General features: G+C 49.7%; 18 protein-coding genes and 2 tRNA genes. All 20 read right to left on the bottom strand.

The window, feature by feature from the left end:
* Positions 1 to 22 precede the first annotated feature (22 nt).
* Complete coding sequence (locus E3J62_03590) at positions 23 to 1,480, bottom strand: sugar transferase (protein TET46694.1); 1,458 nt, start codon at positions 1,478 to 1,480, stop codon at positions 23 to 25.
* A complete protein-coding gene (locus E3J62_03585; GenBank protein ID TET46693.1) occupies positions 1,470 to 2,459 on the bottom strand; it encodes a Gfo/Idh/MocA family oxidoreductase in 990 nt (329 codons plus the stop codon). The genes E3J62_03590 and E3J62_03585 overlap by 11 nt, the downstream gene beginning before the upstream one ends.
* Positions 2,460 to 2,482: 23 nt before the next feature.
* Positions 2,483 to 3,523: a glycosyltransferase gene (locus E3J62_03580; protein ID TET46692.1), complete on the bottom strand. Its 1,041-nt coding sequence runs from the start codon at positions 3,521 to 3,523 to the stop codon at positions 2,483 to 2,485.
* A gap of 47 nt (positions 3,524 to 3,570) precedes the next feature.
* On the bottom strand, positions 3,571 to 4,566 hold the full coding sequence (locus E3J62_03575; GenBank protein TET46691.1) for a radical SAM protein: 996 nt from the start codon (positions 4,564 to 4,566) through the stop codon (positions 3,571 to 3,573).
* Complete coding sequence (locus E3J62_03570) at positions 4,563 to 5,786, bottom strand: glycosyltransferase family 1 protein (protein TET46690.1); 1,224 nt, start codon at positions 5,784 to 5,786, stop codon at positions 4,563 to 4,565. The genes E3J62_03575 and E3J62_03570 overlap by 4 nt, the downstream gene beginning before the upstream one ends.
* Complete coding sequence (locus tag E3J62_03565; protein TET46689.1) at positions 5,783 to 7,381, bottom strand: hypothetical protein; 1,599 nt, start codon at positions 7,379 to 7,381, stop codon at positions 5,783 to 5,785. Before E3J62_03565 ends, E3J62_03570 begins: the two co-directional genes overlap by 4 nt.
* Positions 7,359 to 8,432: a glycosyltransferase gene (locus tag E3J62_03560; protein TET46688.1), complete on the bottom strand. Its 1,074-nt coding sequence runs from the start codon at positions 8,430 to 8,432 to the stop codon at positions 7,359 to 7,361. The genes E3J62_03565 and E3J62_03560 overlap by 23 nt, the downstream gene beginning before the upstream one ends.
* Complete coding sequence (locus E3J62_03555; protein ID TET46687.1) at positions 8,425 to 9,654, bottom strand: glycosyltransferase family 1 protein; 1,230 nt, start codon at positions 9,652 to 9,654, stop codon at positions 8,425 to 8,427. Before E3J62_03555 ends, E3J62_03560 begins: the two co-directional genes overlap by 8 nt.
* An 8-nt stretch (positions 9,655 to 9,662) precedes the next feature.
* The gene (locus E3J62_03550; GenBank protein ID TET46686.1) at positions 9,663 to 12,026 is read right to left on the bottom strand and encodes a glycosyltransferase; all 2,364 of its coding nucleotides are present in this window, start codon (positions 12,024 to 12,026) and stop codon (positions 9,663 to 9,665) included.
* Positions 12,023 to 13,222: a glycosyltransferase gene (locus E3J62_03545; protein ID TET46685.1), complete on the bottom strand. Its 1,200-nt coding sequence runs from the start codon at positions 13,220 to 13,222 to the stop codon at positions 12,023 to 12,025. The genes E3J62_03550 and E3J62_03545 overlap by 4 nt, the downstream gene beginning before the upstream one ends.
* Positions 13,223 to 13,225: 3 nt before the next feature.
* Positions 13,226 to 13,423, bottom strand: a complete 198-nt coding sequence (locus tag E3J62_03540; GenBank protein ID TET46684.1) for a hypothetical protein — start codon at positions 13,421 to 13,423, stop codon at positions 13,226 to 13,228.
* A gap of 106 nt (positions 13,424 to 13,529) precedes the next feature.
* On the bottom strand, positions 13,530 to 14,336 hold the full coding sequence (locus tag E3J62_03535) for a hypothetical protein (protein TET46683.1): 807 nt from the start codon (positions 14,334 to 14,336) through the stop codon (positions 13,530 to 13,532).
* The gene (locus E3J62_03530) at positions 14,333 to 16,861 is read right to left on the bottom strand and encodes a polysaccharide biosynthesis tyrosine autokinase (GenBank protein TET46682.1); all 2,529 of its coding nucleotides are present in this window, start codon (positions 16,859 to 16,861) and stop codon (positions 14,333 to 14,335) included. The genes E3J62_03535 and E3J62_03530 overlap by 4 nt, the downstream gene beginning before the upstream one ends.
* A 30-nt stretch (positions 16,862 to 16,891) precedes the next feature.
* Positions 16,892 to 17,521 (bottom strand): hypothetical protein, encoded by a 630-nt coding sequence (locus E3J62_03525; protein TET46681.1) that lies wholly within the window; start codon positions 17,519 to 17,521, stop codon positions 16,892 to 16,894.
* Positions 17,522 to 17,544: 23 nt separating this feature from the next.
* Positions 17,545 to 18,534: a D-glycerate dehydrogenase gene (locus E3J62_03520; GenBank protein TET46680.1), complete on the bottom strand. Its 990-nt coding sequence runs from the start codon at positions 18,532 to 18,534 to the stop codon at positions 17,545 to 17,547.
* Between the two features lie 62 nt (positions 18,535 to 18,596).
* Positions 18,597 to 18,670 (bottom strand) — tRNA-Gln (locus tag E3J62_03515).
* A gap of 253 nt (positions 18,671 to 18,923) precedes the next feature.
* Positions 18,924 to 19,673: a hypothetical protein gene (locus tag E3J62_03510; protein ID TET46679.1), complete on the bottom strand. Its 750-nt coding sequence runs from the start codon at positions 19,671 to 19,673 to the stop codon at positions 18,924 to 18,926.
* A gap of 3 nt (positions 19,674 to 19,676) precedes the next feature.
* Positions 19,677 to 21,674 (bottom strand): hypothetical protein, encoded by a 1,998-nt coding sequence (locus E3J62_03505; GenBank protein ID TET46678.1) that lies wholly within the window; start codon positions 21,672 to 21,674, stop codon positions 19,677 to 19,679.
* A gap of 240 nt (positions 21,675 to 21,914) precedes the next feature.
* A tRNA-Glu gene (locus tag E3J62_03500) sits at positions 21,915 to 21,992 on the bottom strand.
* An 83-nt stretch (positions 21,993 to 22,075) separates the two neighbouring features.
* Positions 22,076 to 23,515: a glutamate--tRNA ligase gene (locus E3J62_03495; GenBank protein ID TET46740.1), complete on the bottom strand. Its 1,440-nt coding sequence runs from the start codon at positions 23,513 to 23,515 to the stop codon at positions 22,076 to 22,078.
* Positions 23,516 to 23,671: the final 156 nt, after the last annotated feature.

Here is a 23,671-nt window from a genome sequence, read left to right as displayed (position 1 = left end):
ACTGTATTTGCGAATCGAAGCACTAGTATGCACCTTTGGTGGTAACCACAGCTGGAAGGGTCTTCAACAAGAGGGATATGTCCATCCACATTGACCTGTACCCAACATAGTAGAGATCCAGCATTACCATCTCGTCGAATGGAACCTCGCTTCTGCCCGAAACCTGCCACAATCCGGTAATCCCGGGTCTGACAGAAAGCCTTCTTTTGTGCCAGTTCTCGTACGATTCCAACTCATAAGGGAGTGGGGGCCTGGGTCCTACCAGGCTCATCTCCCCTTTTAGAACATTGAAAAGCTGAGGAAGTTCGTCGAGGCTGTATTTCCTCAGCCACAGGCCCACACTGGTCACTCTCGGATCTCTCACAATCTTGTATGATGAACGTTTCGCAGAACCATTTCTTATCAACTCCGTCACAAAACTCTTATGCATGTTCTCATTCTCTTCCAGATCGGCCTTTTCATGCATGGTCCTGAACTTATATAGAATAAACTCCTTCCCGTCCAATCCAACTCTCCTCTGCCTGAACAGGGCAGGTCCAGAAGAACTTCTTTTGATAATGACAGCACACAGAACCAAAAGCGGAGAAAGAATGAGAAGAAGAAGAACTGATCCTGCAATGTCCAGGAGTCTCTTCGAGGCGCAGCTCAGTAACCCCCTTCTGTTGCTTGTTAGCTGAAGAAGAGGCACCCCTTCAATTTTGCTCAGATCCACCCTCTTGGACAGCGTCTCGAAAAGATCAGAGACAAAACTGACCCTGACACCACCGTTGCCACAGGAGTCCCCTATGTCAAGCATCTGCTGATGGGAAAGACCGTGCACGGCAACCACGACCTCATCTGCATTCTTGCCCCGTATGGCGTCTCTTACGAGATCAGTCGTCGCCTCGATTTCCTCCATCCTGAAGTCAACAAACCCCACGAAAGTCAGCCTCATGGAATCCGACCCGACTATCCTTGCCGCTATCCTCTTACCCACTTCCCCCTGCCCAAGAACAATAACTCTGTTGCCCCAATGCCCCCGTCTGAGCATCATACCGTAAATTGACCTGAACAGAATGAGCCTGAAAGAGAAAAAGAAGAAGAGAGCCAGACCGGCGATCGCCAGAGGAACTGATCTTCTCTCCACAAAGATGTCGGTCTTGGTGATGTAGTCGTACGCAAAAGGAACAAACATACCCAGCAGAATCGTCCTCACTATGGGCGGGACCTGGGTAAGTCGGCCCACATAGGTGTGCTCGTCGTACAGGCCCTGAAGTCTGCCTATGTACAACCATGCCAGAGCTGTGAAAACCAGACCAAGGAGATGCAACGAGCCAAAGGGCGCCATATAACGGCCGAAGGGATGGAGGACACTTATGAACCATCGGCCAAGCGAAAAAGCCAGGGAAACGGCCAGGAGATCAAAAATGATGAGTATTATCTTCTGATTCCTGGCAGCTCGCTCTTTCCTTTTGGCCAAAGTTACACCTCTACTCCCCACGCTTCAAGGACATCTCAGCCATCTCCAGTGCCCTCACCACGCGCAGGCCACATTCGCCGTCTGTCCTTGGTCTTCTCCGCTCTTTCACGCAATCCAGAAAGTGGCTCACCTCTGCCTGGAGGGGTTCGAAGTTTTCCAACAGGGGAGATATCACATCTCCGGTTCTGTAGGTTAGCTGGAACTCTCCAAAATCTTTGGGCTCCTTGAATACAACTCCCTTGTCAAAAACCCTTATCTTCTCAAGATGCTCGGTATCGTCATAGATCAACATCTTCTTTGTACCCACTACTGTGGTTCTTCTCAGTTTCGTTGGAGAAAGCCAGCTCACCTCAACGTTGGCTATCACATTAGAAGGGAAATCCATACTCAAGAACGCAACGTCTGGGACCGCGGACAAAACGCATCCCCTCCCCAGCACCTTCATTGAGGAGGGTTCCTCTCCCAGCCAGTAGATAAGAATAGAGATATCATGTGAGGCCAGGTCCCAGATTACGCTCACGTCCTTCTGATGTATCCCGAGGTTCACGCGGATGCTGCTGATGAACAGGATATCACCGAGTTCCCCCTTGTCGAGAAGCTCCTTAACCTTTAACACAGGAGGACTGTACTCAAAGGTGTGGCCCACCATCAAAACATTTTTGCCCTTCTCAGCCAGCTTTATCAGCTCTTCTGCATCCTTTGTGTTATTTGCTATAGGCTTTTCCACAAACACATCTTTGCCGCTCAAGAGGGCTTCTCTGGCAACCTCAAAGTGGCTGGCTATTGGAGTCGCTACAAACACTGCTTGAATCTCATCGTCCTCAAAAACAGTACTGCTGAATCTAGTAATATCAACGAGAGGATACTTATCTTTGGCCTTTTTCAACCTCTCTTCATCCATGTCGCAGATATATCTCAAGTCGCAGTCACGTTTGTCGTAAAGGTTCCGGGCCAGATTCGGCCCCCAGTAACCGTAACCTATCAGTGCACACCTTGTCATACTACTCACCACACTTTCATTTTTCACCGAAAAAGGCCTGAATACACACGGTCGGTTGCATCCGCGATCTTCTCCCAATCGTACTCATCCCTCACCTTCTCTCTTCCCGCCTCTCCCAGCTTCTTTGCAAGATGCGGCTGATTGAGGAGATGGTTCATCTTCTCCGCCAGATCATCAACATCGCCACATCTGAAGGGAAGACTGCAACCATCAGCAACTTCGATATTTTCCGGTATGTCGCTGCATACTACAGGTCTCGCTGCGGCCATACCCTCAAGAAGAGATATAGAGAGCCCCTCGCCCTCTGATGGCACCGCAAACATGTAACAGTTGGCTATCAGTTGTCGGAGTTCCTCGCCGAACCTGAAATCGAGAAATCGAATACGGTCACTCTCGTGGCGTTTCAGTTGTCGAACATAGTCACTGCTATAGCTTGATCCTCCAACTATGGCCAGACTCTTGGTAGTATCCAGCTTCCTGTATGCTTCAATCAAGTGATGACAACCTTTGATTCGTATGAGTCTCCCCACAAAGAGAATATACTCGCCATTCGCCAACGAAAAGGCCGAAAGCCTATCGTCTCTGACTTTGCCTGGAAGACTTACACCATTAGGTATATATGATACATCACAACCGTATCTCCGTCCATAATATTCTGTTAGAGTTTTGGATACCGCGATTCTGGCCTGTGGTACTCTGGCATAGAATCTCTCGGCAAGTAAGGATAAAGACTTTGCAGTCCTGCCCCATTTCTCCTGCCTATAGGCCGTCCCATGCGAGGTGACCACAATTCTTGCTCTCAGTTTGACCAAGAAAGAGAGTATTCCGGGATCCACACTCTGAAAATGAATAACATCCATTTTCCTGTTTGTGAGCAAATCCAAAAGAGACACCCCTGTATGCGCTATCATTTCCAGATGTTTCTGCCTTACCGTCCGTTGAACCACCCTTTTGATCCCCTTGAAGTCCGAGTCTTCGTCCACATAGTGCCGTCGGCAATACACAGTAACCCTGTGTCCCCTGTGCACGAGTCTGGTGGCGAGTTCCTCGACGTGTCTCTCCACTCCGCCATAGGTGGCGGGGATGCCTTTTGTCCCAACAATTGCTATGTTCAGATTATGCTCCTCTTGCCGAGATAAATCCCTGTCTTATTCTTCAGTATCCAGAGTCCAACTCTTGCAGGATGTTTCTTGATGGAAGACCGTGCAGAACACATCATCCAGCATGGTTTTCTGCAGTTTGCTACCTTTTCTCGGACCTGGGCCGCCTTCTGAGAGTTCCACAATTTGGCGAATGGTTCACCTCTGATATTTCCCATGCTCGAATTGAGGACATTACACGCGTAAAGCTCGCCGGTGGGATCCAGGAAAAAACTTGCCTCCCCTGCCAAACAGGGAAGAACTCTCTTCCCATTCTCAACAAGCCCGTATAGTCCACTGTAGAAGTAAGACCTGAGGAGCCTCTTGGGCACAAAAGTCTTGAGTTCACTCAACGCCACAAGGTTCAACTGTTCTTTCAAACAGCCAAGAGAGTTCAATCTGAGGCCTGACGTTTTGAAATAGACATCAGAATCATGTGCTACCACGCAACTGAACTCCACTTCCAGCCTCCGGGAAAGGTCATAGACATCCTTCATCTGATCGATGTTATCCTCTACGGCTGTGAACGCGATTCTTAAGTTCTTAATCCCCAACTTTTTCAAGACTTGCAGGGTCTGAATCGCCTTTTCATATGCGCCCTTGAGGCCTCTTGTTCTATCATGGACTTCTCCGATGCCATCAATTGAAATACCGACGCCAATTCTCGGGTCAATGTGGACGATTCTTTCCATAGACCGCTCAATTCTTTTCACGGCAATGCCATTTGTGGAGATTATGAGCTTGGCTCCAGGGCATTTCCCTTTCACCACGCTTACTATTTCCGGAAGATCGTCTCTCAGGAAGGGTTCACCTCCACTGATATTTATGTCCTTCAGGCTGGCTGGCATATTCGCCCACTCCGCGGGCGACAGGTCATCCTGCATAGGAGTCTGCCAGATGTTGCACATGACGCAGCGAGCATTGCAGCGGTATGTAACTGCCAACAAAGCATCAACAGGAAAACTCATGGCTTGATTCTCTCCCACACATGCATGAGGTGCTGGTACTGATTTTCCGGCGTAAACCGGCTCAGGGCTTTGGCTCTACCATTTCGACCCATCTTCTCTGTTGCCTGTTTAGAAGAAAACATCGAAGACATCTTCTCTGCGAGTTCCTCACAGTCACCCGGTTCGCAGAGAAGACCGTCAACGCCATCGTCCACCAGTTCCTTAACAGCACCAATTCTTGAAGCCACAACAGGCTTACCCACAGCAAAAGACTCCAGAATACTCCTCCCAAAAGTCTCATAACACAAACTGGGGAAGACCGTAAAAAGGGAGGCACCAACTGTAGTCATCAACTCATCAAAACCCATTCCATCTCTGAAGCTGACGTTCCCTGCACCCAATTCCTCTGCGTAGCGTACAAGGGACGATTTGAGCTCACCGTCTCCAATGATCAGCAGTTCATGACCGCACACCTTTGCCGCTTCTATCAACACCTTCAACCCTTTCTCTTTGGACAACCTCCCAAAGTAGACACAGAACGGCTCAGAAGAAGTATCCTTTGAGCCAAAGTCCTCCGGGCTGATGAAGTTGGGAACGACAAATATCTTTTCCCTATCCATCCCGAACTCAACCAGTTTCTTCTTACAGAACTGGCTTGGGGCTAGGAAGGCTCTGACCGAATCGTAGGTCCTTCTGTGGCGGTGCAAATACGCCTCCAAGCAGGCTACGGCGCTGGGAATAAGAGAGTTTCTCTTGCACCTGTGAATCAACGAGTTGTAGTACTTTTCCCCTTTACACCTCTCGCAGATTCCGGATCTATCGAGCAGTACGCTGTTTGGGCAGATAATCTTGTAATCCCGGACAGACATCATAACCGGAAGCCTGAACTCCTTGAATACATCGAGTATTGATGGTGATATGTGATGAGCTATGTTGTTCACATACACAAGATCGGGTACACTTTTTTGAACCAGTCTCCTCACTTTACTCGCAGCCTCAGTTGAATAGAGCACTCGCCCGAGGGCTCTGGCATTCCACAACACATTGTGCGGTCTGTAATCGTCAAACTCAAGGTTGCTCACGAAGTAGCCTGAGCCGTCAGAAACCTCGTTTTTCGGATCTTCCATTCCAAAGAAGACAACTTCGTGCCCTTTTGCAACTAACAGTTCCGCAAGTTCGAAAAAGGAAACCTCGGCTCCACCTCTTCTATAAAGATACGTATTGCAGAGAAGAATTCTCATCTCTGAGCCACTCTCTCTTCGTCCTTCTGAATCTGGAGCAGTCTGACTACAATGCCAGCAAACATCCAGAAATAAAGACTGCTCGCCCTGTAGGTGAAGTTGAAGCTAAACATGTTTTCCACCATGATACAGACAAAACCACCAACAAAGCCGAGTGCCAGAATCCATTCGAGGGAATCCCTGGCCCTGCGGAAACACGCCAGAGAAGCCGTGAATATTCGAGAAATAATCCACAGGAACGCACATAGTCCCAGTATACCGTATTGTACAAGAATAGCCGCCCACCCGACATCGCCAAGTGGCATGACCTTTTCTGTGGGCAGATCAAGAACATCCCACCTCTCGCCGCCGCCAAATACTTTTCCTGCTGCCGATGCCACACTTCCTGGCCCCAGGCCCAAGGCCGGGGAGATCTGCATTACACGCCTTGTTGTCGTCGTGATAGCGTAAAGTCTATCGCTTCGAAGCGACACTTCTACGTATCTCCGGGAGAACATTCCCAGATACCTCTGCAAAACGCTAGCAGCCGCAGTCTCACTCACTTCTCTGGTTCCAGCGCCATACAGCTGGAAAAGAACAAAGGTACCTACCATAGAAATAACCAAGTAGGAAATCACCTTGCTCTTTCTCATCAACAGGAGCATGGAGATGAATCCTGCGTAGAACCCCATCCACGACATTCGGGAAAAAGAAAGCGTAAGAACAACAAGACCTGCAATCAACAGCACTCTGATTTTTCTTTTTTCAACACCTGAGAACTCCCCTCTTTTTGAGTACAGTATCGCAACAAAGAACAACAGAAAGAAGGAGAGAAAGTTAGCATAGAGATTGTATCTGCCGAAGGTGGAAAAGATTCTTGTGTGGCTAGAAACAACTTGCGAGAACCCTCTTCTGACGAAGAGGTCGCCAACCGTGACATTCTGGGGAGCAAGAAATGCGGTGGCTGTATTTCCGAGTATTGAATGAAGTAAACCCAAACCCACCTGCAAGGCTACAATACCAAGCATCAGTCTGAAAACCTTGTTCAAGAACTGCTTGTCAAATCCAGCCAGAACCAGGATATAATAGCCAACCGCATACCTCAGCAGAATACGGAGCTCAAGAACACCAACCAGCAGAGAAATCCTGTTATAGAAGATCGATAAGAGAGAAACACCCAGGAAACAGAAGAGCGGTATGTCTATGGGCGTTCTGTCTATGGGTTGTCTGCGAGCTACTCTTGAAACAAGAAGCATCGCAAGGGTTGAGAGCAAAAGGAGCTCAGGTAGATATCTCGCCAGTGCGTATGCTTGCGGTGCAACGAGCTTGAGCAGGAACTCCTCAAAAGGAGTGTAGGCCATAACGAATATTACGGTCATTCTCGGACGTACGGCGAGCGAGCCGAGCAATACCGCTCCGAGCATTCCCCCCACAATGAACACCGGTCTTCTGGCCAACTCCCTACCTGCGGCAATGGCAAACAGGCACGCCAGAAGAAAGATCATGCTACTGACGAACCTGCGATTGGAAAGAAGATGTCCAATTGAAGGAATTGGAAGCAACTTCTTGCCGCCAAGAGAAAAAGCCCTGCTGCTATTTGCTCCTACAGAGTTCATCTACTGCGTCCCTCAGTCCCAAAGCCATCTGCCTTTCACTATACTTAGAGACGACAGTCTTTCTGGCTTCTCTTGCCAGTTCATTCACTGCCTCTCTACTTGAGAGCAGAAAATGGATCTTCTTCTTCATGTCGTGGATATCGTAAGGGTTAACAAAAAGGGCTGTTTTTCCCTCCTCCACGTAATCCAGAAGCCCGGGCACTCTGGTTGCTATGACGGCCTTTCCCAGAGCCTGAGCTATGAGCAGGCTCATCTGCCCGAAAGAGTATGTATGGTAAGGCAGCGGGATCACCACAAACCTTGCCCTTGAGATAACCTCTTTTAGTCTGGACCTCGACACATAGGGCATGCACTTAACACGCGCCATCCCGTCATCAAGACCTACTCTTCCTACGATCAACAGTTCAGAGCCCGGCTCTATCTGCCTCCACGCTCGCAGGAGGGTATTCCAATCCCGCTTCATATAGCCCACGCAAACCACATAGTCATCGGAAGACTTGGATTCGCTCGGACAGTAGAACTCTGTATCCACACCCACATGCACTATCTTGAACCGATCAGGAGTCAAACAGAGCGTATGCGTATAGAATGGCACCTGGCTGCTGGAATGGCCGATAACGCCCGTGACAGAAGAGAGGCTCATGCGTATGGGTAGAAGTTCCAGGACTTTTTCACGGCCACCATTAAATGAGCCAGGGTCGATTATGATGTGAGGAGGAGTTCTTTTTCCCAGAAGCGCTTTCAACAGCGCAAGAAAAACTCCACTTTGGGCACTGTGAGATAGGATGAGATCGTACCCTTCAAGGTCAGGAAGGACACGCAGAGCTTGGGATACATAGAACTTCAAGAACCGTCTCTCAATGGTATGGACACCAAATAGCCTGGTGAAATCAACCACATCTACCTTCAGTTCCTCATCATCCCAGTGTCTGAAAAACCAGTACCTCATCCCCTCCACAACCTTATTTGATGGTTGCTCACTTGGAATGTCTTCCTTTGAGTACCGAAGCTGCCAGTTCACCAGCATCAATATCCTTTTACGCTTATGCATAGTCCCGCACTTCTTCCATGGCTTCTTCAATCTGGCCTGTGATCATGTCCATTCCATAGTTCTCTCTGGCAAAGGCTCTGCACCTCTTTCCAAGCTCTTCACGCCCTTCCATGCTTATGAATTCTAGAATCTGCTTGGCTATGTGTTGAGGCTCCAGCCTTTCGAGAATAAGCCTCGAATCAAGCCTGCTCAGGATTTCAGGGCTGGCACCAGCAGCAGTGGCAAGGACTGGAGTTCCTGATGCGAGAGCTTCCAGGGTGACCATCCCAAACCCTTCAAGAGAAAGCGTTGGCAGCACAAACAGGTCTGAAGCGGCATAGTACTTCGGTAGAAGCCCATCGTCAATGTATCCGAGCACCTTCACCCGGTGCTCAATCCCAAGGCGCACTGCTCTATTCCTGAGACTCTCGTAGAGATAACCCCTGCCTCCAATCAGAAGATACGTTTGGGGATTCCCCTCAAGCACAATAGGCATTGCATCCATGAGGTTCTCCAGGCCCATCCTGGCTATGAGCCTGCGGACTGTCAGCACGAGGAAACCCTCCAGCGGAAGTCCAAGACTTCTCCTGAGCGCGTTCCTGTCGACAACAGGTTTGAACCTTTCAGTATCTACGCCTCCGGGAATGATCCTCACCTTGGAGACGCTTCCGGGATGAAGGCTCTCAAGCTGTCTCTGAGAAAACCCGCTCAGAACCGTAATGCTCTCGGATTCCTCAAGACACTTACCCTCAACAACGCGAGCAAAAGAGGAGTAGGCTCTATCTGCCCACCACCTAAAAACAACCCTGGACAACTTTGAGTTGAATCTCCTTGGCTGCCCCGCCCTGGTACTCCATTCAAGATAGCGCGAGGCATGATAGGTGAAAAGGCCTGGTATCCCCTTCTGTTTTGCAAACAAAAGACCTCCCAGACCTGGAAAGTAGTGGTGGCACCAGACCACATCAAAGTGAATCGACTCAGAAAGGCTCTTGGCAGCAGAGTGGGCAAGAAAAGGACTGGTAAGCGACCACGGTAGGATAGTTCCCAACAGTGGATTTCCGTACCTCAAGACAGACATCCCTTCCAGTTGGCCTCTCACACTAAGACTATGATTCATTCTTGCCCCGATGATGGCAGTCTTGTGCCCTCTTTGTACAAGCCTCTTCCCCAACTCAAATATGAACGTGCCGCTCCCGCCATCAACGTCAGGGTAGAAGGATTGCGTCACAATGAGTATGTTCACAGCAAACCTCAGCCTTTGAAATCCAGACTGTCTATTGTCTCAGAGACCACTTCAAGAAAGGCCTCAGGAGTTATTGAATCTGTGCATTTCTCCCATCTGTCTCGACAAACGACGCACTTCTCCGGGCGGCAACTGCGGTCTCTGAATACCACTCTGTGGAGTTTGGAGCTGCCATAGGCGCCCCACTTCGTCAAGTCCACGCCTCCGCCAATGTATACGGCAGGTACTCCCATGGCAACGGCCATGTGAAGTGGCCCTGAGCAAGAAGACAGCAACATGTCGCTCTGGGCTATGACTGCAGCCAACTGGCCCAGCGAGCACCTTCCTGCGAGATTGACAGCCTCGCCCTTCATTCCATCCTGGATGGCCCTGCACAGCCTCTCCTCGTTCTTACTGCCTATAATGATTATTCCACAGCCATATTTTACCAGGAGCGCGTCCAGGACAATACACCACCGGTCTTCAGGCCAGCGACGCTCCCTAATCCCCTTTGAGCCGGGATGGACACAAATCACCGGCCTGGAGCTACCCGCCAAAAGCGAACGGGCAAATTCTCTATCTGCCTCATTTGCCAGCTCGGTCTCAAAATCCACTCTCCCGCCAGTGCCAAGACCCGATCCGTTCACCAGATTCCTAACCACATCTGCGAAATGGACTCCTGTTGTGCGCATACTGTAGCGGTGGCTAAAGAAGATGCTCCTCAGTCCAACAGAAAACCCAACAAGGTCTCTGGCACCTGATAGGAACAAGATAAGAGGAGACAGGACGGAACGGTCACGCAAGATGTCTATGGCCAGGTCTGGCTTCAGAATACGCAGTTTCCTCACCACCTTGTAGATATCCGAAGTCCCGGCGTGCTCAATGTTGAAAGATATGACCTTGTCCACAGACCCGAATCTGCTCACAAGACCGCTAACATAGGGGATGGCAAGAACCGTTATGTGCGAATCTGGAAACCTTCTGCGCAACTCGTTCAGAGCAGGCGTGCAGAGGATAGCATCCCCAATACCCCTGGTCAGCATTGCAAAGAGTATCCTGGGGGCCTGGAGTTTTGACAAGTCCTGCGGCTTGGAAAACAGCCGGAAGTAGACGTCGAAAACCTTCCGGAGTACGGGAACTGCCGTTCTATCGATAAGCCGACCAAAAACATGTCTTAGTTCACGCAACCTGCCTTCAGCCAGAACTGTAGGCTTATCTTCGGGCCCGGTCCGAACCCTCACCAGACCAGTCTTCGGGGCAATTTCCCGGTACAGGTCCACCATCTTGTTCAGGACTTTTTCCTCACCATATTCGGATTCTGCTCTTGCTCGCGCGTCTCTTGAGAGGTTCCGGGCCAATTCAGAATCTTCAAGGACAAGCCCAATCTGAGAAGCGAGCTGCTCAACATCTCCTGGCTCAAAGAGGAGACCGCAGCCGGCCAACAGCTCCGGCGCAGACCCTGTCTTTGTAGCGATAACGGGAATCCCTGAAGCCATCGCCTCAAGCATTGTCCTCCCAAAAGGCTCGGGCCATAGTCCAGGATGAACAAAGACGGACGCTTTTTCGTAGGTCTTTTTGGTTTCCGCGTAGTGAAGTTTTCCTGAAAACCTTACACGTTCATCCACTCCCAGCTCTGCGGCAAGGGTCTGAAGTTCATCCGCAGCTGGTCCTGTCCCCACAATGACCAGTTTCAAGTCCTTATCTTCAGGCTTAACCAATGCAAATGCTCTTATCAGAGTGCCTACCCCTTTCTCAGATGAAAGTCTACCCACGTAGAGGATGATTCTCGCTCTAGTGTTGAAGGTAGCCGGCTTTCTCTCAAGGAAGGACGGGTCCACAAAATTTGGTATCACCCTTATCTTCTCTCCGGGAAAACCTAACTCCTGGTAGATTCTCTTTTGAGCCGCAGACAGAGTCACCAGCACATCAGCCCCGGCTATGATAAGGCGCCTGCATAGGGCATCTGAAACTCGCTGATGGAGGCCGCCAAGCAGCGTCACAGGACTCTTCAGCCCCTTCACGTGCTGAGGGTAGTAGAATCCGTAGGTTGTCATAGTCAGGACCGATGACAACCCCAGCGCCTTTGAGACGTGAGCAGTTGCAGGATAGTATTTCATGTTGTATCCGTGTATGAGGTCTTTTCCCCTGCAGAACTCCCTTATCTTTGGATACTCAAATATGTTGCTTTTCTCCACTGGGAAATGAAAAGACTGACTCCCTCTGGTGCGTCTCACCCGTATTCCTTCATGAACATCTTCTCCACAACCATCGAATGAAAGGACTTCAACGTCGATGCCTCGGCGTTTCAGGGCCTGTGCCAGGAGCGAAACACTGATCTCTCCCCCACCTTTCACGTTCGGCGGAAATCTTTCTGTAACTATTCCTACTTTCAACTGCGACTCCCGCTGCCGGCAAGCTCCACATAAACGGCTTCAAGCTGTTTTGCCAGCCGGCAGATGTCGTGCCTTTCCTCTACGTGCCTTCTCCCTTCCCTACCCATCTCTCCCCGGATTTGTGGATTCTCCACCAGAAATCCAATCTTCTCGGCAAGCCCATCCACGTCCCTTTCCTCTACAAGGAATGCACTCTTACCTGCGACAACCACTTGCGGTATGTCATCGTGATACGTGCTCACAATCGGAACGCCCATCGCCTGCATCTCCAGAAGCGTAGTTGGTGCGCCTCCCTCCGAGTCTCCGTCGCTCGCGGTCACACTCGGCTGAACAAAGATGTGCGCAGCCTTGGATTGAACCGCATACTGCTCATGGGACGTATACCCCAGCATCTTTACCGAGCTGTTCAGGTCGAGTGAGCAGACGAGCCGCTCCAGCTCACCGAATCTGGGACCATCACCAATGATTCTCATTTCGGTGTGGGGAAACCTTGAGTGAACCTTTGAAAATGCGCGTATGCCATATTCCAGTCCCTTCTTCTCAACCATGCGGCCGCACATCAGAATGAGAACTTTGTCTGTGTCTGGTCTTTCACCATAATCGTTTCTGGAAAACCTGTCAAGGTCAACGCCTATGCGCTGTATCCTTACCTTCAGGGGAGAGCACCCGATTGCGAGCAGCTTTCCCTTCATTGCAGGTCCTTCCACCAGAAACAGGTCGCCGATTCTGAAGAGAATAGAGTATGCTTTTCTCCAGTAAGGATGCTTGGACCCGGCACCTATGTCCCTTCCGTAAAACGTAGTCACAAATGGTATGCCCAGTCTGCGCTTCAAAGAAACATAGTTGAATCCATCATAGCCGCCGTGGGCGTGAATCACATCTGGCTTAAGGATTTTGCACGTTTTCTCGGCGAAAGGGCTTCTGGGCAACAACGTAAAGCCTGTCTTCGGGGATCTGGTAAGCTTGTGCACGAGACGGCTATGTCCGATCGTAAGATGATTCTGCTGCATTAGTACGTGCCTTCTCTCAAATGGGAAGAGATCTGTATTCTCCTGTTTCTCAGCCAGTACGTGGGATTCAACACCCGTCATGTTTTTCAGGTATGAATAGATGAAAGTCTCAGAAATCGGAAGATACGTTCTCTTTATGTGAGCGACTCTCAGCATTTCTTCTTCCCCACCGCTATGTAGTTCCAAGCATCAGTCTCCACCCTGTGAAGCCCGCCGACCAAACCCAATGGAAGCCATGCCCACCAAGCCAAAATCGGACGGCAGCAGGAGTCTTACCAGCACGGCAGTGACGATAAATTGGCATGCCTGACAGGTGATCTGCGATATTCCATTCCAGCCGATGCCTATCACAGACTTCCGTCCGATGTCAATCTTGGGCTCAGGCATTTGCAAGATGCTCTATACCAGAAAGGCCCGTACAGCATAAAAAAGCGGCGCCCACTGTACGGGTCCATTGTTAGGCTACTGCTTCCTCTCACTCCTCACTTGCTCGTCAGAACCCAGAAAGTCTGGGCGAGAGTCTTCTGGAGACCCAGGAGAAGATTTTCTTCCCAGGCTTATCCAGATGTCTGGGAACAGACACTTCCAGTGTCTCTCCATTCAAGGCGGCCAAAGGATTATCCAGAACGAGCTTCGCGGCGTCATCGCCAATCAGTTCTTTCATCCTGACGAGAGCTGAGCTGAGCATGACAGGTCTATTCTTGGCTGAGTGGGCATCGCTAGCCACGAAGTGGACAATCCTGTTGCATACGATTGTCTCTGCAAAATCCTTTATGCTTTCTCCATACTTTCCTGTGATACTTCCCGCATTCATCTGAACAAGAGCTCCTTTTTCCACAAGGCCAAGAAGCTCTTCTGGACGCTCAATCATGCCTAGATTCCTCTCAGGGTGTGCAAGAATGGGCACGAGGCCCTTAAGGAGAACCTTGAATATGAGTTCGCCTGCGAACTTCGGAACCTCCTGCAAGGGAAACTCCAGAAGCACATATTTCCCTCCGGAGTTGATAGAGAGATTCCTCAGAATCTCTGGCTTGGACAGAAGCGCAGCAGAAACATGAACCTCTGCTCCAGGCAAAACCTCGACACTTATCTTCTCTTCACTCAGGGCACGGTTCAATTCCTTCACTTCAGCACGTATCATTTCCTGCGCGGTTCCGTAATCTTCCTCCATCACGTGTGGGGATGCCACAACATGCGATATTCCATCCTTTTCTGCCCCCTTCGCCATTTCCAGCGAAACCTCAAGGTTTCTTGCGCCATCGTCAATCCCGGGAAGTATGTGTGTATGAATATCTATCAACTGATCCTCTTCCTCCTGCCCTGTCTCCATCTGCTTGAGCGCAAGACGCTTCTCAAGCCGCTAGTAACACCACTCAAAGCTGTGCGTTTGCGGGAACTCACTCTCTTTCTCTTTTTTTTGACTTTCTCACCCTTATCATCGCCGTAGTAAGGAGGGTAGTAAGATCGGCAGTAGTAATGGTAACCGTATCCTCCCAGCGCTCTTTCGATCTTCACGTCGTTTAGAACCACGCCCAGCACCTCTACCTTCGCATTTTCTAGAAGCTTCTTCGCCTCAAGAGCCGCTCGTCTGTCCGTCTTCTCAAATCTGACCACCACAACCGTACCATCGGTCTTTCCTCCGAGCACTGCTGCATCTGTCACCACAAGAATCGGCGGCGAATCAAACAGAATGAATTCGAACTCCTCCTTGAGTTGAGTGATAAGCTGTTTCATCCGGTCGGAGCTTAGAAGTTCAGAAGGGTTTGGAGGAATAGGACCTGATGGGAGAACATACAGATTCTCGTACTTGGTTGGACTTATCACTTCATCAGGCGATTCTTCATTTACCAGGATTCCGGTCAGACCTGGGGACTTGTGCACGCCGAATATTCTGTGCTGCACAGGCCTCCTCAAATCTGAGTCGACAACCAATGTCTTTGCCCCGAGCTGAGAAAGCGTCAGGGAGATGTTCGCCAGACTGGTTGACTTTCCCTCTTCAGGAAGCGGGCTCGTAAACATTATTGTACGGTACTTCTTGTCAAGCTGTACGTATTGAAGGTTTGTTCTTACGGTCCGGTATGCCTCGGCAATTGGAGACCTCGGGTCGAATCTGGAAATTAGCACTCTTTTCAGAACCTCCTCATCACCTTCTAAGGCACCACCATGATCATTTCTCACTGAGGGCACCGCTCCCAGAAAAGGAAGCCTGAGATCCCGTTCTATATCTTCGCCAGTCTTCACCGACGTATCTAGATATTCGAGAAACAGAGCCAGGCCGATCCCTATTATCAGCCCGCCAACGGCTCCGAGAAATGTGGTTCGTTTCTTCTTCGGTAGAATTGGCCTATCAGGGCGTATCGCTCCATCGACAATTCTCGTATTTCCTACCTTCATCGCCTCTGAGATTCTGGCTTCCTCTAACTTGGTCAACAGCATAGTGTATATCTTCTCGCGGACCTCCCTCCTGCGGGTAAGTCGTGCCAGGGTTATTTCCTTCTCTGGAAGATCTTCCAACTTGGAGTTGTACACCTCCACGACCTCACCGAGAGCTGCTATCCTATCCTCAATAGCCCCCACTTCAACCTCAGCATTGATTATTCCCGAAATGATGCTTTGGTATACGGGGTCTGAGGCAGAAGGCCCGGTTTCCAAAACCTGCCTTATAGACTTGTTCAACTCCTCCTTCACCTTTTCGATCTCGCCTTCTATTTCGATTACGTCGGGATGAAGCGCAGTATACTCCTCCAGAAGTTGAGCCCTACGTATTTCGAGATTAGAGAGATTTCCTTTCAGTTTCGATATTACTGGATTACCGGTCACAATTGGGCTGGCAGCCACGATCTTATAGTCTGCAAACGCACCCTTGCCAGCGAGTTGAGCTCTCAGCAACAAAAGCCGCCTCTCAACTTCGATCTTCTTCATCTTCGCCTCTTCACGGACCGCCTCGAATCGGGCAAGAGTGGATATGTTCTCCTTTGCGTTCTCGTCCAGAAGTACAAATCTCGCCTTTTCCTTGTACTCCTTGAGCTTCTGTTCGGCATCACGAAGGGTGTCGGCAGCAACTGCGAGCTGCTCCTGTATGAACTCCTTTGCGGACCTGGCCTCGCCCCTTGCATAAGCAAGATTCTGCTTAAGGAATTGATTCGCGAGCTCGTTGGCGATTCTCGCGGCAAGAGTCGGGGAAGTGTCCCTTGCACTTATCCTTATGATGTTTGCACCCTTTACCGGCCTGACTGTGGTGCTGCCCTGAATTCTTCTCGCAGCACTCACAGGGTCTGCAACACGGAAAAAGAGACTGTCACCCGGACTGAAGCTCGATGAGTTGAGTCTGAACGAGAGGCCGTCTGTAGCGAATGTCTCTCCAACTTTGCCACTCCCTATTGTAGTACCATTTAAACCCCTGAGCTTGAAGGCTCCGGCTTTGGAAACGATTTCAATAACATAGTCCCCGTAAGGAAAATCGCGAGTGAGGATGATCTCTTCCAGCTTTCCAGAGAAATCTTTGGACTGGCCTGTTGTACCGAAATTGAGGTTTAGGGCAGTCACCACTTTTTCAGCAAGGCTGCGTGACCTTATCACCTCAATTTCGGTTTCTATCGGATTACCCCTTCGAAGTGCAGCAAGATCACTCAAAAGCGTCCCCTGTGCGCCAACGTTTTCAAGCCTTATGGTAGTGTATGCTTCGTATATCGGCCGCGTCCTCATAACGTAGAAAAGTGTGCTCAAAGAAGCAAGGAGAAACAGAACGAGAATTATCACTCTTCTCTTCCACAATATCTGGGCATAGTCAAGTAGACTTTGAGTCTTCTCTTCACCACTATCCATCCGAACGTCCCCCAAAATCTCCTCCAGTTCTTAGTCCTTGATTGAATTGTACAAAGACCAACCCAGAGCGACGGTAGAGAGAATAACCGCCCATTCACTCCAGTTCGGCCATCGGGACCTCGGAACCACCACTATATCTCCTGATTGGACTCCGATGTCTCCGAGGGTCTTTCCTGCCCTCAGGAATTCGGCGGCGTTAACCACAATCACTTTATCGCCTCTGGTTATCTTTGTCTTCTCCATGACCGCTTTTCCCCCTAGACCTCCGGCCATGGCAATCAAGTCGGTCACCTTTTCCGATCCACTCACCCAGTAGGAACCGGGCATCTTGACGGCACCCAGTATGGTAACCCTGAACATTGGAATCAAGATTATCTGCGGGTTCTTTATGTAGGCCGAGTAATGAGCCACAAGTGTATCTGTGAGGGCATCCACAGACAGACCGGAAGCTGGTACGGACCCTACCAGGGGCATTCTCAGATTACCATCCGCACCGATCTGATACTCTCCTGTAATATCCTTCTGGCGCCACATCATAACCTTGACTTTGTCACCGGGATTGAACGTGCCGCCTTGGTTTGAGGTTTCCTCCGCCTGAGTTGGAGGCAAGATGAGGCCCACAACCAACAGAAGTGCTGCCAATCTTCCAAAGCCTTTCATTTCCCTCACCGGATGCTCGCTCTCTACCTGTATTTTCTCCCCGTTGGACGAGGGTTCACAACATTGACCGGCTTCTTATTGGAAAGCGCCGCAATCAAGTTGCTGGAGGCCATGATCGCCATTTTCTTTCTGGTTTCGATAGTCGCACTCCCGATGTGAGGACAGAGCACGGTATTGTTAAGTCTAATCAGTTGCGGTTCAATCTCCGGTTCTTTCTCATAGACATCCAAACCTGCACCGGCTATCGAGTTCGACTTCAGTGCCCTGACAAGGGCTTTCTCGTCGACGACCTGACCTCTGGAGGTGTTTATGAAGATTGCAGTAGGTTTCATCATTTGAAATTCCTCGACAGAAAAGAGATGATACGTCTTATCGGTAAGGGGTACGTGGACTGATATGAAATCGGATTCTTTCAGGAGTGTATTCAGCTTCACCTTCTTGGCATCCAAACTGTCTTCAAGAACTTGATTCTTGAGTGAGTCGTAGTACAGGATCTTCATATCGAACCCCTTTGACTTCAACGCAAAGGCGGTTCCTATCCTGCCCGCGCCAACTACACCGAGAGTCTTGCCGTGGACATCGAACCCAAGAAATCCCAGTGGATCCCACCCTTTGAACTTCTCAGCTCTGGAAAACCTATCAGATTCAACTGTTCTGCGGGCAACGGAAAAAAGGAGGGACCACGCCAGCTCAGCAGCGGCGTCTGTCAGCACCCCGGGAGTATTGGTGACGACTATTCCCCGTTTGGTCGCCGCGGCCACATCAATATTGTCATATCCTACTGCATAGTTCGATATGGCCTTGAGTGCATGCCCTGCGTCCATTACCTTCTCATCCACAATATCGGTCAGACAACAAAACAAGCCCTCTTTGGCTTTGATAAGAGAAAAGAGCTTCTGCCTTGGAATGGGTCTACTACCATTGTACACTTCAACATGCAGACAGTGGGCTCTCAGTATTTCAAGCCCCTCCTCGGGGATTTTCCGAGTTACCAAGACGTCCCAGTTTGGCAACTTCTCCTCCAGAAAAGTGAAGCCAAGAATGAATACCCAGCCGGCAGGCAAGAACCACCACGTGCCTGGGGAGCAGGGATTCGAACCCCAGTACCGTGATCCAGAGTCACGTGTCCTGCCGCTGGACGACTCCCCAATCTACTTCAAGAATCTTATCAGAGGATTTGACCTATGTCAAGCAAAACCCGAACGATACACAAACTCCGCACCCGACGTACACACCGCACCACTACACATCAATATTACTACAAACCTCCAGTCGGGGTCAAACCCCGAAAAGCAAATCCTTTACAGCCATCTCATGTCTTACATCTTACCGTCTTGTTTTCGTCTTAGCTGACAGCTGATGGCTAATAGCTATTGCAAAGCGTACAGCGCATAGAGTACAGCTACATTATCGAGAACTTCGCTTTTGTCATCAGCTCTGAATGGGCATCTATCACCTTGGCAACAATGGCCCCCAGCTCAACCCTCTCCCCTTTCATCGCAAGGTGATAGAGTTCCTTGAATCTCGCCTTCTCCTCCCCGGACAACTCTTCGGGGTTGTCCAGAAGTTGCTTGAGGAAACTCATTTCAGGGTTCTCGAAGAGAAGAGGGATGCTCGCCAGCAAAACGGGAGTGAGTGGATGTGTCGCCCTTTCTCTCACACGCTCTGCTATAGCATCCAGTCTTGTTTTGGCCACACGGTCGAGGATGTTCCTCGTGCCGCGACGGTTTTCAAGCCACAGGACTATCAGGTATACAGGATCCTCTTCAAAAGCAGTCAAGTTCAGCCTCACTTTTTCCAGTTCGATCCCCCCAAAACCTGTCTCCCGCAGTACTTCTCTCACGGGTGGCCAGTGCTCCGGCCGTATCAGTCCCCTTTTGGAAAAAAAACTGACCAGACTGCGCATAGTCATCTCTCGGAAAGGGAACTTCTGAGCCATTTCATTCTTGAGGCTTTCGGTCAGTTCTGAATCAAGCTCAGCCGCCTTTTCCTCGAACTTTTTCAGGTAGGATTCCAGCCCGGACTTCGTTCTGGAATCCAACTTGTCAGGGTCGGCGAGATAGGTCCTCAATTTCTCAAGGTTCTTCTCCATCTGACTCCTTGATTCGGCAATCTCAATGGCCGTGGTACTACTACGCCTGGTTCGAGCCATGATTCACCTCAAAAAGATCAACTTGGAGGAGACACTTCCGTGGCGGGAGTTGAACCTGCAGAAATAGACTCCGCTGGGAAGTCCATTGCCTCTATCATCTTTCCCGTCCCAGACCAGAGTGTGACAGTAGCCAGGTGCAACTTCTCCGCTGTCTTCACCGTCCCCACCCATGTGGAAAGTCTTGACCAACTGTCCTGTGATATCGTAGATGTAAAGAGAGACAGCGTCCTCGGATTGGGTACCCATCTTTGAGACCAGCGTGAGCTTAATGCTTCTGGCGAACGGGTTTGGCGAGACAGCGATATGCGCTTTTTCTCCCTGACGACCGTATGCATTTTGCCTTTCTGCGATGCCCGGCTCATTGCGGACGAGCTTCAAGATCCAGTCATCTGGATCGAATGCGAAGCTGTCCGTATTTGCACCTTCAAAAGCAAAAGTCAAACTCTCAGGAGATTCATCTACCCAGCCAACGACTACGGTATCTCCCGTTGAAGTACCCACTCTGAAATCTACGGGCATCACAAATACGGGACCTATTGTCTGCTCCTGTGTAACGACAACCCTTACTGTATCCACTCCAGACTGCCAGTAGCTGTAGACATACTTGGGATACTCCCAATCATATATCCACTGGTCGAAAAACCAGTCAAGGTCTTGACCATATACAGACTCGCAAACCGCCTGGAAGTTTGGTGTCACAACATTACCATAGGCATATTTGTCGCCATAACTGTTGAGAGCATCGAAGAAGATAGAATCGGTGATAACATGTCTGAGCATATGCAAAACCGAAGCTCCTTTTTCGTATGATGTCGCCCCCCACATTTCCTGGGGGTCATATATGGGAAACAGCTCTCCGGAAGCAAGGTAATAGTTCATGATACTATTCACCACATAATTGTGGTACGCATTCCAGCCACCGATGTATTCTTGATAAATCGCCTCACAGTATGTGGCAAACCCTTCATTCAGCCAAATATCTCGCCAGTCCGCAATCGTAACCCAATCACCCCACCACTGGTGGGAAAGTTCGTGAGCTAGTAACCAATCGTAGTTGTTGCCCCCGTTTATGCACAAATAGTAGTGTGACACACATGTCTGATGTTCCATATCACCCTTCGGTGTCTCCACAAAGGAGAACTTATCAAAATGATACGGAGAAAAGAAGGTTTCATACGCATCCATCATCCTGTGCACGTTGCGGAAACTGGTTACCGCCTTGCTTGAATCTTCAGGATACACATAATTGTAGATCCAGGCGTAGACCGAATCTGGTACGACCACGTAGTCTGATATAGACACGGCGACAAGATAGGTCGAAGTTGGATGGTGTTCTGACCAGACATAGGTCATGGTACTCTCTGGGTAGTCAGGGATTGTGTCAACAAGAATCCCGTTGGAAACCGCGACCTTACCCAGCGGTACAGTATAGGACATATCAAACTCTGCCTTGTCATTCGGGACATCGTAGCAGGGGAACCAGTACCTTCCCATCGAAGGTGGGTCAGTGTTCAGTCCTACACCCAAGTTGAAAGCAGCCTTTGACGTAAACCAAAAACCGCCCCATGCTTCGTGAGCCGGGTGGCCTTGATAGGCAATGTTTACCTGGAATGTGTCGCCCGCAGGAATTGTCGAATCCAAACCTATTTCTATGACTCCAGCACTGTGACCGAAAGGCAAGTTCCTGTCCATCATCCAGATACTATCCACGGTCAATTGCACAAGATGCAGGAAGATGCTGTCCAGATCGGCTACTTCGCTCCTTATGAGCACTCCCGTTGTCCCGGTGAGGGTCTGTGCGACCAGATCGAAACTTATGCTCAGGTCATATTTGAGAACATCAAAGTCATGAAGGGAATCTGGCTTCGACACAACGCAAGCACGGTGAGCCTCCATCTGGTGAAATTTATCCCTCATCTTCCACCTCTCCGGTCGCTCAGAAGATATCCCTAGGGTGACCGACACGAGAACAAGTCCCAACGCTACGGCCAGGGTTTTCATCACTTCTCCTTTTTGTTCAGTGGCATGTTAACATGAAAAAAACCGCCTGTCAACGCACCACAGCCGGCAACATCCACCCGCCTCTAAGCCCCTACACAATCCAAACTTATGAATGGGAACCTATAATGAAACACAGAATCTTACATCTTATGTCTTATATCTTGGATCTATTGGCTAACAACTCTTCGCCAGCGACCGAAGACGAGATCCTAGATCATAGATCTGAGATCTTAGATGTACTGGTAGCCCCAAGGGGATTTGAACCCCTGTCTCCTGGCTGAGAACCAGATGTCCTAGGCCGGGCTGGACGATGGGGCCACTTAACGGCACACTACAGCGCTGAAACTTCTCCAGCGCATTTCTGTATCTCAGATCCCAGATCTTAGATCTGAGATCTTAGATCATAGATTATGTATAAATTCGACAGCCCTGTCAAGTCTATCGACTACTCTCTCCTTGCCCAGGAGTTCCATGATTTCAAACAGGCCCGGACCCACCTGAAGTCCTGTCACAGCCATTCTGGCAGGATGAATGAGTCTGGCAGCCTTTACTCCCAGTTTCTCAGCCAGACCCCTCAAGAGAGTTTCAACATCTTCTTTGGAATATGAGGACGCAGAAGAAAACGCATTTCTCAGTGATTTAAGTCTTTCCCCAACATCAGCGTCACTGAAGTGCTTCTTAACTCCCTTCTCATCATAGCTGAACTGGTCTGCAAAGAAATACTGCCCCAGGGTTACGAAATCTCTTAGAGTCCTCGCTCTCTCTTTCAGAAGGTTGAGAACCTTCACTATCCACTCCCTCTTTTCTGCCGCCATTCTATCGTCTACCAACCCACCGCTTTTCAGAAAAGGAAGTGCTGCGTCAAAGAGTTCATCCGGTTCCATCCGGTTTATGTACTGACCGTTCATCCACTCCAACTTTTCCCTGTCGAATACAGCACCCCTTTTTATCACCCTATCAAATGAGAACTCCCTGATGAGATCATCCGTACTGAAGATTTCTTCACCGGTTCCGGGAGACCATCCAAGCAGAGCCAAGAAGTTAATGAGTGCTTCTGGAAGATACCCTGCCTCTTTGAGCTCCATAACCGAGACTGCTCCGTGTCTCTTCGAGAGCTTAGACTTATCCTCTGCAAGTATCAGCGGCTGATGGTAGAACAGAGGCCTGGATAAACTCAAGGCGTCAAAAATCAGAACTTGTTTGAAAGTGTTTGAAAGATGGTCGACGCCTCTTATGACATGCGTTATCCCCATGTCGTGATCATCGATAACCACAGCAAAATTGTAGGTAGGAACGCCGTCCGATCTCACCAAAATGAAATCTTCTATGTCCGAGTTGTCTTTTTCCAGATGGCCGTGAACTCCATCCTCAAAAGAGGTCCTGCCTTCAGCAACACGAAAGCGAAGCGCCTTTGGCACACCCTTTGAGTCGAGCGCTTCCCTCTCATCTGCAGACAGCCTCAGACACTTTCTGTCATACTTCCACGGCTTCTTCTGCCTGAGGGTAGCCGCTTTCCTTGACGCCAGTTCCTCGGGAGAGCAATAGCAGTAATAGGTCGTGTCAGTCTGGATGAGCTTCTCTTTGTATTCAGAATAGAGCTCGAGCCTTTGTGACTGGTAGTATGGCCCTTCTCCCCATTTCAGGCCGAGCCACTCAAGGCCCACGAGGACTTTCTCGGTCATGTCTTTGCTCGATCTGGCGAAATCCGTGTCCTCAATCCTCAGTATAAACGTGCCGTCTTTCTGTTTGGCGTATAACCAATTGTACAATGCTATCCTGGCGGTACCTACATGGAGATAGCCTGTGGGACTCGGCCCAAGCCTCACTCTGACTGTTGACAGATGCAGCCCCCTTCTAGAAAGCAAATCACAAATTCCAATTCCCGATTTCCAAACAATGACCAATAACCAATAACCCAAATCCCAAACTCAAGACAAATTCCAACTTCGAAACAAATCCCAAATCATAGACTCCAAAGGTTTGCTGCCTTTTCCACA

The sequence above is a fragment of the candidate division TA06 bacterium genome (assembly GCA_004376575.1).
GTDB lineage: Bacteria > Hydrothermota > DG-26 > E44-bin18 > E44-bin18 > E44-bin18.
This window is presented reverse-complemented; position numbering and strand designations above follow the sequence as displayed.